Genomic DNA, 14903 nt, shown 5'->3' with positions numbered 1-14903 from the left:
GGTGCACGCCTTCGCGCTCCAGGCCTTCAACGGCCTCAGCTACGGCTTGCTGCTGTTCATGCTGTCGGCCGGTCTCACGCTGATCTTCAGCGTGCAGGGCGTGCTCAACTTCGCACACGCGAGCTTCTACATGCTCGGCGCGTATGTCGGCTACAGCATCGCGGCCCGCGCGGGCTTCTGGCCCGCGCTGGTCCTCGCGCCGCTCGCGGTCGGGCTGCTCGGCGCCGGCTGCGAACGCACGCTGCTGCGCCGGGTCCAGGCGCGCGGCCATACGAGCGAACTGCTGCTGACCTTCGGGCTCGCGTACCTGATCGGCGAGGGCGCGAAACTCGTGTGGGGCCTGGCGCCGCTGCCGGCCCCCGTGCCGGCGCTGTTCGACGGCGCGCCCGCGACCGTCTTCGGCCTCGCGCTGCCGCGCTACCGGCTGTTCATGATGGGAATGTCCGCGGCGATGCTCGTCGCGCTCGGCGCGTTGTTGCGCACGTCGCGCATCGGGCTCGTGGTGCGCGCGGCACTCACGCACCGGGCGGCCGTCGAGGCGCTCGGCTACGACGTGCCGCGCGTGATGACGGCGCTGTTCGGCGCGGGTACCGCGCTGGCCGCGCTGGCCGGCGTGATCGGCGCGCCGCTCGCGGTGATCGAACCCGCGCTGGCCGAAACCGTCGGTTCGGTCGTGTTCGCGGTCGTCGTGATCGGCGGGCTCGGTTCGCTCGGCGGCGCGTTCGCGGCGTCGCTCGCCGTCGGTTGCGCGCAGACCTTCGCGGCCGCGAGCGATACGTCGCTGCGCGACCTCGCGTCATGGGCCGGCGTCGCGCTGCCCGACAGCGTGGCCGCGGTATCGATCGCGCAGCTCGCGCCGCTGGTGCCGTACCTGCTGCTCGTCGCGGTGCTGGTCGCGCGGCCGCGCGGACTGTTCGGCGAGCGCGCCGATGCGTAGCCGCATGCTCGCCGCCGGCCTGGCGCGCGGGGCGCTGTTCGCCGCGTGCGTCGCGCTGCCCGCGTGGCTGTGGCCGCATGGCGCGGTGCTCGGTTATCTCGCGCAGACGGCCGCGCTGGTCGTGCTCGCGCTGTCGTACAACCTGCAGCTCGGCACGACCGGGCTGCTGTCGTTCGGCCACGCGGCGTTCGCGGGCCTCGGCGCGTTCGCGGCCGCGCACTGGTTCAACCACTTCGGCGGCCCGCTGCCGCTGTTGCCGCTCGTCGGCGGCATGGCCGGTGCCGGTTTCGGCTTCGCGGCCGGACTGCTCGCGACGCGCCGTTCGGGCACCGCGTTCGCGATGATCACGCTCGGGCTCGGCGAATGCGTCGCGGCCGCCGCCTGGAGCGTGCCCGCGTGGTTCGGCGGAATCGGCGGCGTGCCGATCGACCGCGCGAGCGGCACGCCGTGGGGCGGCTGGCATTTCGGCGCACCGGTGCAGGCGTATGCGGTCATCGCCGCGTGGTGCATCGCGTCGGCGTGGGCCATGCACGCGCTGACGCGCATGCCGCTCGCTCGGCTCGCGAACGCGGTGCGCGACAACCCCGCGCGCGTCGCCGCGCTCGGCACCGATCCGCGCCGCGTGCGGCTCGCGATGGTCACCTGCGCGTCGTTCTTCGCGGGTGTCGCGGGCACGCTGACGCTGATCGACGTCGAAATCGCGACGCCCGACAGCGTGTCGATGGCGCGTTCGGCGACCGTGCTGATCGCCGCGGTGATCGGCGGCACCGGTACGTTCTTCGGGCCGGCAGCCGGTGCCGCCGTGCTGACCCTGCTGAGCATCGTCGTCGCGGGCGTGTCGCGCGCGTGGGCGCTGTATCTCGGCGTGCTGTTCGTCGCGATCGTCGTGGCCGCGCCGCGCGGGATCGCCGGGATCGTGCAGGCGCTCGCACAAGCATCGCGGCGCGGCGCGCCGGCGGCCGAGCGGTGGCGCATGCTGTGCGCGGTCGCCGCGTGCGTGTTCTGGGGCGTCGCGATCGTCTGCGCGGCGGAGCTCGGTTATGCGTGGCGCTTCGCGCAGGACGACGGCGCAGGCTTCGCGTTCGGCGCCTGGCGCATCGACGCCGATACGCCGGCCGGCTGGGCCGTCGCGTGTTCGGCGGCCGGCATCGGCACGCTGCTGTGGGGCTGGCGCGCGCGGTTTGCGCCGGGCGGGCAGGCCGGCAAGCGGGAGGACGCGCGATGAACGGCAACGCGATCGCGCTGCACGGCGTCGTGCAGCGCTTCGGCGCGCAGACGGTGCTCGACGGCGTCGAGCTGAGCATCGCGGCCGGCGAGCGTCATGCGCTGATCGGGCCGAACGGCGCGGGCAAGTCGACGCTGTTCGGCGTGATCGCCGGTGCGACGCGGCCCACGCGCGGGCGCGTGGTGCTGCATGGCGTGGAGCTGCGCGGGCGCGGGCCGGTTGTCGCGAGCCGGCTCGGCATCGGCCGCAGTTTCCAGCAGACGAGCGCATTCGCGCGGCTGTCCGTGTTCGACAACCTGCGTTGTGCGGCACTGCATGCGCCCGCCGAACGGCGGCGCTGGTGGAACCGACTGCGCGAATCGGCGTCGGTCGATCTCGCGGCCGGGCGCGTGCTGCACGACATCGGCCTCGACGCGCACCGCGACACGCCGGCCGCCGAGCTGGGCTATGCGGAACAGCGCGCGCTCGATCTCGGGATCGCGCTCGCGAGCGGGGCGCGCACGCTGCTGCTCGACGAGCCGACGGCCGGCATGAGCCGCACGCAGGCGGCGCGGATGATCGCGCTGATCCGTGCGACGACGCAGGGGCGAACGGTCCTGCTGATCGAGCACGACATGGACACGGTGTTCGGGTTCGCCGAGCGCATCACGGTGCTCGTGCGCGGCACGGTGGTCGCGACCGGCGCACCCGATGCGATCCGCGCCGATCCGGCCGTGCGGGCCGCCTACCTGGGCGAGGGCGGCCTGTGAGCGTGCTGCTCGACATCCGCGGCCTGCGCGCGGGGTACGGCCTGCAACCCGTGCTCGACGGCGTCGATCTTGCGCTTGCCCCGGGCGAGACGCTCGCGCTGCTCGGCCGCAACGGCTCGGGGCGCTCGACGCTCGCGAAGGCCGTGATGGGGCTCGTGCGCACGGCCGGCTCGGTGCGCATCGACGGCGCCGAATGCGTGGGCGCGCGCACGTTCGAGATCGCGCGGCGCGGTGTCGCTTACGTTGCCGAAAGCCGCGACGTGTTCCCGCTGCTGACGGTGCGCGACAACCTGCGGCTCGGGCTGCGCGGCGCCCGCGGTGCGGCCGAACGCGCGGCGCTCGAACGGCTGTTCGACCGCTTTCCGCTGCTGTCCGCGCGCGCGGACGTGAAAGCCGGGCGGCTGTCGGGCGGCGAACAGCAGGTGCTCGCGCTGGTGCGTGCGCTGGCCGGCCGCCCGCGCGTGCTGATCGTCGACGAACCGGCCGAAGGCCTCGCGCCGCTCGCGGTCGACGAAGTCGGCGCGTGCCTGGCCGCGCTGCAGGCCGACGGCGTCGCGATCCTGCTGATCGAGCAGCGGCTGCAGTTCGCGCCGCGGCTCGCGCGGCGCGTCGCGGTGATGGGGCGCGGACGGATCGTCTACGACGGCGCGCTCGACGGCCTGGGCGGCGAGGTCGCGAACGCCTGGCTCAGCGCCGGCTGACGGCGCGCGAGCGATTGTTCGGCAAACTCCGCCAGTCAATTCGTGTCGAGCCGCTTTATCGCTGCCGCGCCGCACCGTACATTGCCATGCATGCCGGTCGCCGCATCGACACACTGCGCGGCAACCGGCGCCATCCATCGAAGGTCTTTTGACTGAGGAATGAAATCATGAGCAAGCTGGCAGGCAAGGTCGCGATCGTCACGGGCGGATCGAAGGGCATCGGCGCGGCAATCGCGAAGGCACTGGCCGCCGAAGGCGCGTCGGTCGTCGTCAACTATGCGAGCAGCAAGGCGGGTGCCGACGCGGTCGTCGGCGCGATCGTCGAAGCGGGTGGCCGCGCGGTCGCGGTGGGCGGCGACGTGTCGAAGGCAGCCGACGCGCAGCGCATCGTCGATACGGCGATCGACACGTACGGCCGTCTCGACGTGCTCGTCAACAATTCCGGCGTGTACGAATTCGCGCCGATCGAGGCGATCACCGAAGAGCACTATCGCCGGCAGTTCGACACGAACGTGTTCGGCGTGCTGCTGACGACGCAGGCCGCCGTCAAGCATCTCGGCGAAGGCGCGAGCATCATCAACATCAGCTCGGTGGTGACCAGCATCACGCCGCCCGCCAGCGCCGTCTACAGCGGCACCAAGGGCGCGGTCGACGCGATCACCGGCGTGCTCGCGCTCGAGCTCGGCCCGCGCAAGATTCGCGTGAACGCGATCAACCCGGGGATGATCGTGACCGAGGGCACGCACAGCGCGGGCATCATCGGTTCGGATCTCGACAAGCAGGTGCGCAGCGAGACGCCGCTCGGCCGCCTCGGCGAGCCGGACGACATCGCGTCGGTGGCCGTGTTCCTCGCGTCGGACGATGCACGCTGGATGACCGGCGAGCATCTCGTCGTGAGCGGCGGGTTGAACTGATCGGGCGGGGCGGTGCCTCGGCGCGCTTGCGCCGGTCGTGCCGCCCTTGTCGTTACGCGTGCGGCGCGAGCGCGTAACGGCCCACGTGCCACTGCAGGCTCTCGACGACGAGCGCGTGATTGTGTTCCGAGTCGAGCCCCGCGATCGTCATCGCGCCGACGATGCCGGCCCCGGCGACGCGCAACGGCACGCCGCCGCCGTCGAGCGCGTAGTCGTCATCCGACAGCCCCTGCGACTGCAGCGACCAGCCGGCGCGTCGAAAGCGCTCGCCGACCGCGAGTGAGCTGAGGCCGAAGCGCAACACCGTGTTCTGTCGCCGGCGGATCGCGTCGCTGTCGTTCGCGTGGCTGCCGTCGAGCGCGCAGTAAAACAGCGGCGCCTGCTCGCCGACGATGCTCACCGCGATCGGCAGCCCGCGGCGCGACGCGAGGTTGACCGCGATCTCGCCCATCCGGCGGGCAAGCGCCGCATCGAAGCGCGGCAGCGCCGGGTTCGACGCGTCGTCGTCGAACGGGGGGGGATCGAGGCGAAAGAGGGTCGTCACCATGGCGGCTCCGTGGCGTTCCCGGCTCTGGGTGCGCGTGCCGGGCATCGCATCGTCACGGGCCGCGCACGGGCCCGTCTTCCATTCAGCGCTTCGGCGCCGCGTCGAGCATCCATTCATGCGCGGGGTCGTTCTTGAACGCCCACGCGCGGCTGGGCCCGGCCATCACGTTCAGGTAGTACAGGTTGTAGCCGTGCGGCGCGACGACCGGATGGTAGCCGCGCGGCACCATCACGACGTCGTGGTTCTCGACCGCGCACGCTTCGTCGAGGCTGCGGTCGTCCGTGTACACGCGCTGGAACGCGAAACCCTGCGGCGGATCGATCCGGTGGTAGTAGGTTTCCTCGAGCGAGGTTTCGTCGGGCGCTGCGTCGCGGTCGTGCTTGTGCGGCGGATAGCTGCTCGAATGGCTCGCCGGCGTGACGACCTCGACGACGAGGAGGCGCTCGGCCGCCGGGTTGTCGCCCATCAGGATGTCGCACACGTAGCGCGTGTTGGTGCCTTGGCCGCGTACCGAGCGGCGCATCCGTTCGCCGTCGAGGCGTTGCACGGGCTTGTCGCCGCTCGCGTACGGCGCGGTGCACAGCGCGATTTCCGCATCGCGCGTCGCGACCAGCGTGACCGTCTTGCCGCCCGGCACGTACAGCGCATCGGGCGATACGTCCTCGAATACGCTGTCGCGCTTGCCGAGCGCATCGTAGGTCGTGCCGTCGACTTCCGCGCGCACCGTGCCCGTGAGCACGACGACGCACAGTTCCCGCGTGCCCGTGTCGAGCGTTTCGGTGTCGCCGGCCTTCAGGCGCAGCGCGCGAAAGCCGACGTGCTTCCAGCCGGCCGATTCCGGCGTGACGTTGCAGATTTCGCGCTCGGGCGATGCTTTGACCAGCAGGGGAGAAATCGTCATGGGATGGGGCTCCGCAATGGGGTGACAGCGGGGGGGACGGGGCTCACGCGCTCAACCGGTCGACGATCGCGCGCAGCGATTCGTAGCCCTTCTTCGCATACGCATAGCTCGGCGCGACGGCCGGATCCTGCTCGGCCTCGACGACGAGCCAGCCTTCGTAGCCGGCATCCTTCAGCGTGCGCAGCGTCGCCTCGTAGTCGAGCGCGCCGTCGCCGGGCACCGTGAAGGTGCCGTTGATCACGCCGTTCAGGAAGCTCCAGCCGTCGTTGCGCGCCTGCGTGACGACCTGCGGCCGCACGTCCTTGCAATGCACGTGGACCACGCGCGATACGTGTTTCTTCAACAGCGTCACCGGGTCGGCCGCGCCGCCGAAATACGCGTGGCCGGTATCGAACAGCAGGAACACCTTCGCCGGATCGGTCAGCGCCATCAGCCGGTCGACGTCGTCGGGCGATTCGACGTATGCGCCCATGTGGTGATGGTAGGCGAGCTTGATGCCGTACGTGTCGAGCAGGTGCGCGCCGAATGCGTCGAGGCGTGCCGCGTAGCGCCGCCATGCGTCTTCGTCGACGAAGCGCGGCCGCTTCGCGACCGGCGTGTCGATGTTGCCCTGGATCGTGCCCGCGCATTCGCCGTACACGACCACGTTCACGTCGTTGTACTGCAGCTTCGTCATGTGCGCGCGGCAGCGCTCGATTTCCGCGGCGACCGCATCGGCGTCGCTCATGCCCGGCGCAACTTCCGCGAGGAAGCCCGAATACCAGCCCGACACGCACACGAGCCCGAACCCGGCGAGTTTCGCCTTCAGCTCGGGGCCCGTCTTCGGAAACTTGTTGCCGAGCTCGAAGCCCGCATAGCCGATTTCGGCGCCTTCCTTCAGCGCCGTTTCGAGCGGCGTCTCGCCGCCGAGCGACGGCAGGTCGTCGTTCATCCACGACAGGGGATTGATACCGATGCGGACGTTCCAGCTCATGACGGGCTTCCTTGGTTCGAATGTGTTTTTCGCGGGGAGGGGGCGTGGGCAGCGTGCGTCATCAGCGCCGCTGCCGGGTCTTCGCGTCGAGATACGCGCGGTGCGCGTCCTCGACGCCGGCGCGTTCGGACACCTGCGGCACGGCGACTTCCCACCATGCGCCGCCGTCGTCGGTCGTGCGCCGGTGCGTGGTGTCGATCACGAGCACCTGGCTCTTCTTCGCCGCGCGGGCGCGCTTCATTTCGCTGCGCAGTTCGCCGATATCGCGCACGTGCACGGCTTCGGCGCCCATCGCGCGCGCGTGCATCGCGAAGTCGATGGTCGAGCGTTCGCCGCCTTCGGGCACGCAGTCGTCGAGCATGTTGTTGAAGCTCGCGCCGCCGCAGTTCAGCTGCAGCCGCTCGATGCAGCCGTAGCCGCGGTTGTCGAGGATCACGACGACGATCTTGCGGCCGAGCATCACGGAGGTCGCGAGTTCCGCGTTGAGCATCATGTACGAGCCGTCGCCGACGATCACGATCACTTCGCGCTCGGGCCGCGCGAGCTTCGCGCCGAGGCCGCCCGCGACCTCGTAGCCCATGCACGAGTATGCGTAGTCCATGTGGTAGTTGCCCGGCACGCCGCTGCGCCACAGCTTGTGCAGTTCGGCCGGCAGCGTGCCGGCCGCGCACACCACGAGGTCGTCGCGCGCGCTGTCGCGCCCCGCGTCGGCCGCGGAGTCGCGCACCGCGCCGATCACTTCCGCGTCGTAGGGCAGCGTGTCGTTCGGCACGTGCGTCGTGAGTTCGGTCACGCGCGCGTTCCATGCGGCGGCCTGATCGCGGTTGCTGGCCGTCCATGCCGGATCGGCACGCCAGCCGGCCAGCGCGGCCGACAGCTGGCCGAGGCCCGTGCGTGCGTCGGCGACGAGTTGCCGGCCGCGTTTCTTGCCCGCGTCGAACGGCTGCACGTTCAGGCTCAGCAGCGTCGCGTTGCCGTAGAGCGCATGCGAGCCGGTCGTGAAGTCCTGCAGCCGCGTGCCGACCGCGAACACCACGTCGGCCTGCGCGGCCGCGCGGTTCGCGGCGGGCGAGCCCGTCACGCCGATCGAGCCGAGGTTCAGCGGGTGGTCCCACGCGAGGCTGCCCTTGCCGGCCTGCGATTCCGCGACCGGCACGCCATGCGTATCGGCGAACGCACGCAGCGCGTCCCACGCCTGGCTGTACAGCACGCCGCCGCCCGCGACGATCAGCGGCTTCTTCGCGGCCTTCAGCACGTCGAGCGCATCGGCGAGCTCGAGCGCGTCGGCCGGCGGCCGGCGCATCCGGATCACCGGCGGCGCGAAGAAATCCTCGGGCCAGTCGTACGCGAAGGTCTGCACGTCCTGCGGCAGCGCGAGGCACACGGGGCCGCACTGCGCGGGGTCGGTCATCACCTGGATCGCACGCGGCAGCGCGACGAGCAGCTGCTCGGGCGACGTGATCCGGTCGAAGTAGCGCGTCACCGGCCGGAAGCAGTCGTTCGCGCTGACGTCGCCCTGTTCGAAATCCTCGACCTGTTGCAGCACCGGGTCGGGCAGGCGCGACACGAACACGTCGCCGGGCAGCAGCAGCAGCGGCAGGCGGCCGACGTGGGCGAGCGCGGCGGAGGTCAGCATGTTGGTCGCGCCGGGGCCGATGCTCGACGTCGCGGCCATCATCCGCTGGCGGAAGTTCGCTTTCGCGAACGCGATCGCCGCGTTCGCCATCCCTTGCTCGTTGTGCGCGCGGAACGTCGGCAGCCGGTCTTTTTCGGCGTGCAGCGCCTCGCCGAGCCCGGCCACGTTGCCGTGGCCGAAGATCGCGAACACGCCGCCGCAGTAGGGCAGGATCTCGACGCGGCCGTCGGGCTGGACGACTTCGGCGCGCAGGGCGGCCAGGTAGCGCACGAGCGCCTGGCTGACGGTCAGTCTTACGGTAGAGGTCATGTCGGTCGGTGAAGAGGATTCGGGTGGATCATCGCGGGCGTCGCTTCGTGTTGCGTCACGTCACGTCACGCCGCGGCGGCGCGTGCCGCCGCCGCCGCCGCACGGCGGCCGAGCCACGCATCCACGAGCTGCGCGAAGTTGCCGGCCACTTCATCGATCAGCGCCTGGTCGTCGATCCGGCCGGCGAACCAGTTCAGCGACGCATCGGCCCACAGCGTGCGCCCGACCATGAAGCCCTTGACGATCGGGTTGGTCGCCGAGCGGAAGCTGTCGACGAGGTATTGCAGCGGCTGGTTCAGCCCGAGGATCACCGCGCCGCGGCAGTGCGGGTCGCGCTCGGCGATCAGCGCGGCGAGCCGTGCCCAGCCGTCGGCGCTCAGCGGCGTGAGCTTCCACCATTCGGGTTTCACGCCGAGGTTGTAGAAGCGCGCGATCGTGCGCAGCACCGCGTCGTCCTCGGTGCCGGCCGGCGTGACCGCGCGCGGCGGAATCATTTCCAGCAGCAGTTCGTTGCCGCTGGCGCGCGTGGCTTCCCATAGTTCCAGCACGCGCTGCTCCTGTTCGACGCGCAGGTCGACCTGGTCGTCCGGATGATAGTGAACGAGGCACTTCACGACCTGTTCGGTCGGCCAGTGCGTCAGCGACGAGCCGACCGAGCGCGTTTCGTCGAAGCGCAGCGGCCGGGAGCCCGGCAGCTCGACCGGGCGGCCGACCCACCAGCCGCGCCCGGTGGCCGACGCCAGCGCGTCGCTGCCGTAGCCGCCGCCGTCGATCAGCACGCCGACATGGCCTTCGATCCGGCGCTCGCGCTCGACCTGCTCGACCGCGCGCACGAGCAGGCGCTTCAGCGTCCTGATCCGTGCTTCGTCGGCGCCGGCCTGCACCGCGAGTTCGTAGAACTGGCTGCGATGGTCGAACGCCATCACGCACAGGTCGTCCCATTCGCGGCGCGGCACCGTCACGCGATGCAGGTGCGCGAGCGTGTGATCGGCATCGACCACCGGATTGCGGCTGCCGTCGAACCAGTGCGCAAGCTCGGCCGGCGTCGGCATCGCCGCGGAGCACGCGTGGCGCGATACGACGATCGCGCCGCACGCGTTCGCGATGCGCGTCGACTCGGCCCAGTCGCGGCCGCGCAGCAGCCCCGACAGCAGGCCCGACAGGAACGCGTCGCCCGCGCCGAGCACGTTGAGCACCTCGACGCGTTCGCCGAGGAAGGTCGGCGCATCGTCGATGCGGGCGGGAATGTCGCCTTCGATCACGCAGCAGCCGAGCGCGCCGCGCTTGACGACCAGCGTCGCGTTCGTGATGGCGCGCACCGCCTGCAACGACCCGATCAGGTCATGCGGCACGCCGCCCGCGATCAGGAATTCCTCCTCGGTGCCGACCAGCAGGTCGAATTCGCCGAGCACCTGCTGCAGCTGACGCGTCACCTGCGCGTCCGGCACGTAGCGGTTCTCGCCCGCGCCGCGCGCGGTCAGGCCCCACAGCACGGGCCGGTAGTCGATGTCCAGAATCCGCACGACGCCATGGCGGCGCGCATAACCGAGCGCGGTCAGCGACGCCTCGCGCGTGCCCGGCGTCGACAGATGCGTGCCGGTGATCGCGAGCGCGCGGCAGCCGGCGATGAAGTCCTCGCTGATCTCGTCGGCGCGCACGGCCATGTCCGCGCAGTTCTCGCGCACGAACAGCAGCGGGAACGTGTCGCGATCCTTCAGCCCGAGCAGCACCAGCGCGGTGAGGCGTTCGCGGTCGGTCTGCAGCTGGCTCGTGTCGCAGCCTTCGCGCTCGAGCGTCTCGCGCAGGAAGCGGCCCATCTGCTCGTCGCCGACGCGCGAGATCATCGCGGTCTTCAGCCCGAGCCGCGCCACGCCGAACGCGACGTTGCCGGACGAGCCGCCGAGATACATCTGGAAGCTGCGCGCGTCTTCGAGGCGGCTGCCGTACTGCTGCGCATAGAGATCCACGGCCACGCGGCCGAGGCAGGCGAGATCGATGGGGCGGTCACTCGGAAAGTTCAGCAGGCTCATATCACGTGTCACGCTCGCGGCCGGCGTTCGGCAATGCCGGCGGATTAGGGGGCCGATCCGGTCGCGACCGTCCGCACCGTGTATTGCACGACGCGGGACTGCCTGCCGCAAGGAATCGGGCTACGGACGCAGTCTAGACTTTTTGGAAATCTAGTTCCCTAGGTGAAATCACGTAGAAATAAATTTCCAAATTTTCGAGGAAGTGATCTACAGTTTCATCCGGATGCTTCAGTCCGTATCGGATTCGATCGGACTCGGCCCGGCGGCGCGCAACGCGCCGTCTTCCGCCCCCCGGAGATGAGGAGACAGATTGATCATGAAGACCAAGCTGATGGCCGTCGCGGCCGCCGCGATCCTGGCTGCGCCGCTCGCGCATGCCGAGAAGATCGGCGTGACGATGGCGTCGTTCGACGACACGTTCCTGACCATCCTGCGCAACAGCATCGCCGATTCGGCGAAGAAGGACGGCGCGACGGTGCAGATCGAGGACGGCGGCAACGACGTCGGCAAGCAGTTGAGCCAGGTCCAGAACATGATTGCGCAGAAGGTCGACGCGATCATCGTGAACGCGGTCGATACCGACGCGACGCCGAAGATCACGAAGATGGTGACGGCCGCGAAGATTCCGCTCGTCTACGTGAACCGCAAGCCGGTCGATTTCGACAAGCTGCCGGCCGGCGTCGCGGTCGTCGCGTCCGACGAGAAGCAGTCGGGCACGCTGCAGGCGCGCCAGGTGTGCAAGCTGCTCGGCGGCAAGGGCGACCTCCTCGTGCTGATGGGTGAGCTGTCCAACGAATCGGCGCGCGCCCGCACGAAAGACATCGAGGACGTGATCGCGACGAAGGATTGCGCGGGCATGAAGATCGTCGACAAGCGCGAGGGCAAGTGGAGCCGCACGCAGGGCCAGGACATCACGATGAACTGGCTGAGCTCCGGCACGAAGTACGACGCGATCATTTCCAATAACGACGAGATGGCGATCGGCGCGATCAATGCGCTGAAGGCCGCGCGCAAGTGGACGCCGAAGACGATCGTCGCCGGCATCGACGCGACGCCCGACGGGCTCGCCTCGATGAAGAGCGGCGAGCTGAAGGTGTCGGTGTATCAGAACGCGTCCGGGCAGGGGCAGCAGGCCGTCGCGGCCGCGCTCAAGCTCGCGAAGAAGCAGCCCGTCGACCGCTACGTGAACGTGCCGTTCGAGCTCGTGACGCCCGAGAACATGAGCCAGTACGCGAAGCACTGACCGGTGATCCGTTGAACTGCGCGCGCCCGGCATGGCCGGGCACGCGCGCGACTCGTCGAGGAACGTCCATGTTTACAGCCAGGATCGCGCGCCCGATGGCCGGCGACGATGCGTCGGCCGGTGTGTCGGGTTTGTCCGGCTCGTCGGCCCCGCCGGCTTCTTCCGCGGCCGACTGCGTGCTCGAGGTGCGCGGTGTCGGCAAGTCCTTTCCGGGCGTCGTCGCGCTCGACGGCGTGCAGTTCCGCGTGCGTCGCGGCACCGTCCATGCACTGATGGGCGAGAACGGCGCGGGCAAGTCGACGCTGATGAAGATCATCGCGGGCGTCTACACGCCCGACCAGGGCGAGATCCTGATCAACGGCGAGCCGGTCGTGCTGAACGGCCCGCTCGATGCGCTCGACCGCGGCATCGCGATGATTCACCAGGAACTCAACCTGATGCCGTACATGACGGTCGCGGAGAACATCTGGATCCGCCGCGAACCGAAGAACCGCTTCGGCCTGATCGATCACGCGGCGCTGCGCCGCCAGACGGCCGCGCTGTTCGAGCGGCTGTCGATCGACATCGATCCGGAAACCGACGTGCGCACGCTGACGGTCGCGAGCCGCCAGATGGTCGAGATCGCGAAGGCCGTGTCGTTCGACTCGGACGTGCTGATCATGGACGAGCCGACTTCCGCGCTGACCGACAAGGAAGTCACGCACCTGTTCCGGATCATTCGCCAGCTGCGCGAGCAGGGCAAGGGCATCGTCTACATCACGCACAAGATGAACGAGCTGTTCGAGATCGCCGACGAGTTCTCGGTGTTCCGCGACGGCAAGTACATCGGCACGCATGCGTCGAGCGACGTCACGCGCGACGACATCATCCGCATGATGGTCGGGCGCGAGATCACGCAGATGTTCCCGAAGGAGGAGGTGCCGATCGGCGACGTCGTGCTGTCGGTGAAGAACCTCGGCGTCGACGGCGTGTTCCGCGACGTGAGCTTCGAGCTGCGCGCGGGCGAGATCCTCGGCGTGGCCGGCCTCGTCGGCTCGGGGCGCTCGAACGTCGCGGAGGCGCTGTTCGGCGTCGTGCCGGCCACGTCGGGCGAGATCCGGATCGACGGCAAGCCGGTGCGGATCGCGACACCCGCGCAGGCGATGAAGCACGGGATGGCCTTCCTCACCGAGGATCGCAAGGACACCGGCTGCTTCCTGAATCTCGACCTGCTCGCGAACATGGAAGCGGCGGTGCTCAGCAACCGCTACGTGAAGTTCAATTTCGTGCGGCAGGCGCAGTTGAAGCGCGACTGCGAGGAAATGAGCCGGATGCTGCGCGTGAAGTCGCCCGGGCTGCACGAGGAGATCCAGAACCTGTCGGGCGGCAACCAGCAGAAGGTGCTGATCGGCCGGTGGCTGCTCACGCAGCCGCGCATCCTGATCCTCGACGAACCGACGCGCGGCATCGACGTCGGCGCGAAGGCCGAGATTCACCGGCTCGTCAGCGCGCTCGCCGGCAAGGGCGTCGCGGTGCTGATGATCTCGTCGGAAATGCCGGAAGTGCTGGGAATGAGCGATCGCGTGATGGTGATGCACGAAGGGCGCATGACCGGCATCGTCGATCGCAAGGACGCCGACCAGGTCCGCATCATGGATCTCGCGTCGCGCTGAGCCGAAACAAGACTGGAGACAAATGAAATGGGCAACCTGAATCCGGCTGCGGATGCGCAGACCATGACGATCAAGGCGCGGCACATGAAGTGGCCGCCCGAACTGAGCATCTTCCTCGTGCTCGTCGGCATCAGCCTGTTCTTCGAGATCGTCGGCTGGATCGTCGTCGGCCAGAGCTTCCTGTTCAATACCGAGCGGCTCGAGATCATCGTGCTGCAGATGGCCGTGATCGGCATCATCGCGGTCGGCGTGAACCTCGTGATCATCACCAGCGGGATCGACCTGTCGTCGGGCTCGGTCGTGGCCGCCGCGGCGGTCGTGTCGGCAAGCCTCGCGCAGGTGTCCGACTTCCCGCGCGCGGTGTTCCCGCACCTGACCGACCTGCCGATCATCTGGCCCGTGCTGGCCGGCGTGTGCGTCGGGCTGCTGGTCGGCCTGCTGAACGGCTCGCTGATCGCGATGACCGGCATCCCGCCGTTCATCGCGACGCTCGGCACGATGGTCGCCGCGCGCGGGTTCGCGAAGTGGTTCACCAACGGGATGCCCGTGTCGATGCTGACCGACCAGTTCGCGGCCATCGGCGCAGGCGCCAATCCGGTGATCATCTTCCTCGTGATCGCCGCGATCTTCCACGTCGTGCTGCGCTACACGCGCTTCGGCAAGTACACGTACGCGATCGGCGCGAACCGTCATGCGGCCGTCGTGTCCGGCATCAACGTCACGCGCCACCTGGTCTTCGTCTACGCGATCGCGGGCCTGCTGAGCGGGATCGCCGGCACCGTGACCGCCGCGCGCGCGATCTCGGGCCAGTCGGGCATGGGCGTGATGTACGAACTCGACGCGATCGCGGCCGTCGTGATCGGCGGCACGTCGCTGTCGGGCGGGCTCGGCCGCGTGACGGGCACCGTGATCGGCGTGCTGATCCTCGGCGTGATGACGTCGGGCTTCACGTTCATCCGCATCGACGCGTATTACCAGGAGATGGTCAAGGGCGCGATCATCGTCGCGGCCGTGATCGCCGACCAGTACCGCAACAAGAAGAAGCGCCGCTGACCGTCATGCATCGCCGGACGAGGGCGGCACGTG

General features: G+C 69.6%; 13 protein-coding genes. 8 read left to right on the top strand and 5 right to left on the bottom strand.

Annotated elements, in window-relative coordinates:
* Position 1 precedes the first annotated feature (1 nt).
* The 5 genes from DPV74_RS10465 (at position 2) to DPV74_RS10445 (ending at position 4526) form a co-directional block, all read left to right on the top strand.
* Entirely contained in the window at positions 2 to 937 is a 936-nt protein-coding gene (locus DPV74_RS10465; RefSeq protein WP_060082886.1) for a branched-chain amino acid ABC transporter permease, read from the top strand.
* Positions 930 to 2162, top strand: a complete 1233-nt coding sequence (locus DPV74_RS10460) for a branched-chain amino acid ABC transporter permease (protein ID WP_119337107.1) — start codon at positions 930 to 932, stop codon at positions 2160 to 2162. The genes DPV74_RS10465 and DPV74_RS10460 overlap by 8 nt, the downstream gene beginning before the upstream one ends.
* The gene (locus tag DPV74_RS10455; RefSeq protein WP_119337106.1) at positions 2159 to 2911 is read left to right on the top strand and encodes an ABC transporter ATP-binding protein; all 753 of its coding nucleotides are present in this window, start codon (positions 2159 to 2161) and stop codon (positions 2909 to 2911) included. The genes DPV74_RS10460 and DPV74_RS10455 overlap by 4 nt, the downstream gene beginning before the upstream one ends.
* Positions 2908 to 3612 carry an ABC transporter ATP-binding protein gene (locus tag DPV74_RS10450; protein ID WP_119337105.1) on the top strand — a complete coding sequence of 235 codons (705 nt, stop codon included), beginning with the start codon at positions 2908 to 2910 and terminating at the stop codon, positions 3610 to 3612. The genes DPV74_RS10455 and DPV74_RS10450 overlap by 4 nt, the downstream gene beginning before the upstream one ends.
* A gap of 167 nt (positions 3613 to 3779) precedes the next feature.
* Complete coding sequence (locus tag DPV74_RS10445; RefSeq protein WP_021162382.1) at positions 3780 to 4526, top strand: glucose 1-dehydrogenase; 747 nt, start codon at positions 3780 to 3782, stop codon at positions 4524 to 4526.
* Positions 4527 to 4578: 52 nt separating this feature from the next.
* Here DPV74_RS10445 and DPV74_RS10440 read toward each other — a convergent pair whose 3' ends face one another.
* The 5 genes from DPV74_RS10440 to iolC form a co-directional block, all read right to left on the bottom strand.
* Entirely contained in the window at positions 4579 to 5073 is a 495-nt protein-coding gene (locus tag DPV74_RS10440) for a heme-degrading domain-containing protein (RefSeq protein WP_119337104.1), read from the bottom strand.
* Between the two features lie 82 nt (positions 5074 to 5155).
* On the bottom strand, positions 5156 to 5974 hold the full coding sequence (gene iolB, locus DPV74_RS10435) for a 5-deoxy-glucuronate isomerase (protein ID WP_059699020.1): 819 nt from the start codon (positions 5972 to 5974) through the stop codon (positions 5156 to 5158).
* Between the two features lie 43 nt (positions 5975 to 6017).
* On the bottom strand, positions 6018 to 6947 hold the full coding sequence (gene iolE, locus DPV74_RS10430) for a myo-inosose-2 dehydratase (protein WP_060173013.1): 930 nt from the start codon (positions 6945 to 6947) through the stop codon (positions 6018 to 6020).
* Between the two features lie 61 nt (positions 6948 to 7008).
* Entirely contained in the window at positions 7009 to 8892 is a 1884-nt protein-coding gene (gene iolD / locus DPV74_RS10425) for a 3D-(3,5/4)-trihydroxycyclohexane-1,2-dione acylhydrolase (decyclizing) (protein WP_119337103.1), read from the bottom strand.
* Positions 8893 to 8957: 65 nt separating this feature from the next.
* Complete coding sequence (gene iolC, locus DPV74_RS10420) at positions 8958 to 10922, bottom strand: 5-dehydro-2-deoxygluconokinase (protein WP_119337102.1); 1965 nt, start codon at positions 10920 to 10922, stop codon at positions 8958 to 8960.
* 316 nt (positions 10923 to 11238) lie between these two features.
* Between iolC and DPV74_RS10415 the strand changes: the two genes are divergently transcribed.
* The 3 genes from DPV74_RS10415 to DPV74_RS10405 all read left to right on the top strand — a co-directional run bounded on the left by DPV74_RS10415 (position 11239) and on the right by DPV74_RS10405 (position 14870).
* Positions 11239 to 12165 (top strand): sugar ABC transporter substrate-binding protein, encoded by a 927-nt coding sequence (locus DPV74_RS10415; RefSeq protein WP_027787741.1) that lies wholly within the window; start codon positions 11239 to 11241, stop codon positions 12163 to 12165.
* Positions 12166 to 12233: 68 nt separating this feature from the next.
* Entirely contained in the window at positions 12234 to 13817 is a 1584-nt protein-coding gene (locus tag DPV74_RS10410; RefSeq protein ID WP_059526876.1) for a sugar ABC transporter ATP-binding protein, read from the top strand.
* 27 nt (positions 13818 to 13844) lie between these two features.
* Entirely contained in the window at positions 13845 to 14870 is a 1026-nt protein-coding gene (locus tag DPV74_RS10405) for an ABC transporter permease (protein WP_059484329.1), read from the top strand.
* Positions 14871 to 14903: the final 33 nt, after the last annotated feature.

Source organism: Burkholderia sp. HAN2018 (genome assembly GCF_024704855.1).
GTDB lineage: Bacteria > Pseudomonadota > Gammaproteobacteria > Burkholderiales > Burkholderiaceae > Burkholderia > Burkholderia cepacia.
This window is presented reverse-complemented; position numbering and strand designations above follow the sequence as displayed.

Excerpts from the sequence above, each read along its gene's own strand:
- DPV74_RS10460 (WP_119337107.1), top strand. The coding sequence starts at position 930 with ATGCGTAGCCGCATGCTCGCCGCCGGCCTGGCGCGCGGGGCGCTGTTC.
- DPV74_RS10455 (WP_119337106.1), top strand. The coding sequence starts at position 2,159 with ATGAACGGCAACGCGATCGCGCTGCACGGCGTCGTGCAGCGCTTCGGC.
- DPV74_RS10445 (WP_021162382.1), top strand. The coding sequence starts at position 3,780 with ATGAGCAAGCTGGCAGGCAAGGTCGCGATCGTCACGGGCGGATCGAAG.
- DPV74_RS10440 (WP_119337104.1), bottom strand. The coding sequence starts at position 5,073 with ATGGTGACGACCCTCTTTCGCCTCGATCCCCCCCCGTTCGACGACGAC.
- iolB (WP_059699020.1), bottom strand. The coding sequence starts at position 5,974 with ATGACGATTTCTCCCCTGCTGGTCAAAGCATCGCCCGAGCGCGAAATC.
- iolE (WP_060173013.1), bottom strand. The coding sequence starts at position 6,947 with ATGAGCTGGAACGTCCGCATCGGTATCAATCCCCTGTCGTGGATGAAC.
- iolD (WP_119337103.1), bottom strand. The coding sequence starts at position 8,892 with ATGACCTCTACCGTAAGACTGACCGTCAGCCAGGCGCTCGTGCGCTAC.
- iolC (WP_119337102.1), bottom strand. The coding sequence starts at position 10,922 with ATGAGCCTGCTGAACTTTCCGAGTGACCGCCCCATCGATCTCGCCTGC.
- DPV74_RS10415 (WP_027787741.1), top strand. The coding sequence starts at position 11,239 with ATGAAGACCAAGCTGATGGCCGTCGCGGCCGCCGCGATCCTGGCTGCG.
- DPV74_RS10410 (WP_059526876.1), top strand. The coding sequence starts at position 12,234 with ATGTTTACAGCCAGGATCGCGCGCCCGATGGCCGGCGACGATGCGTCG.
- DPV74_RS10405 (WP_059484329.1), top strand. The coding sequence starts at position 13,845 with ATGGGCAACCTGAATCCGGCTGCGGATGCGCAGACCATGACGATCAAG.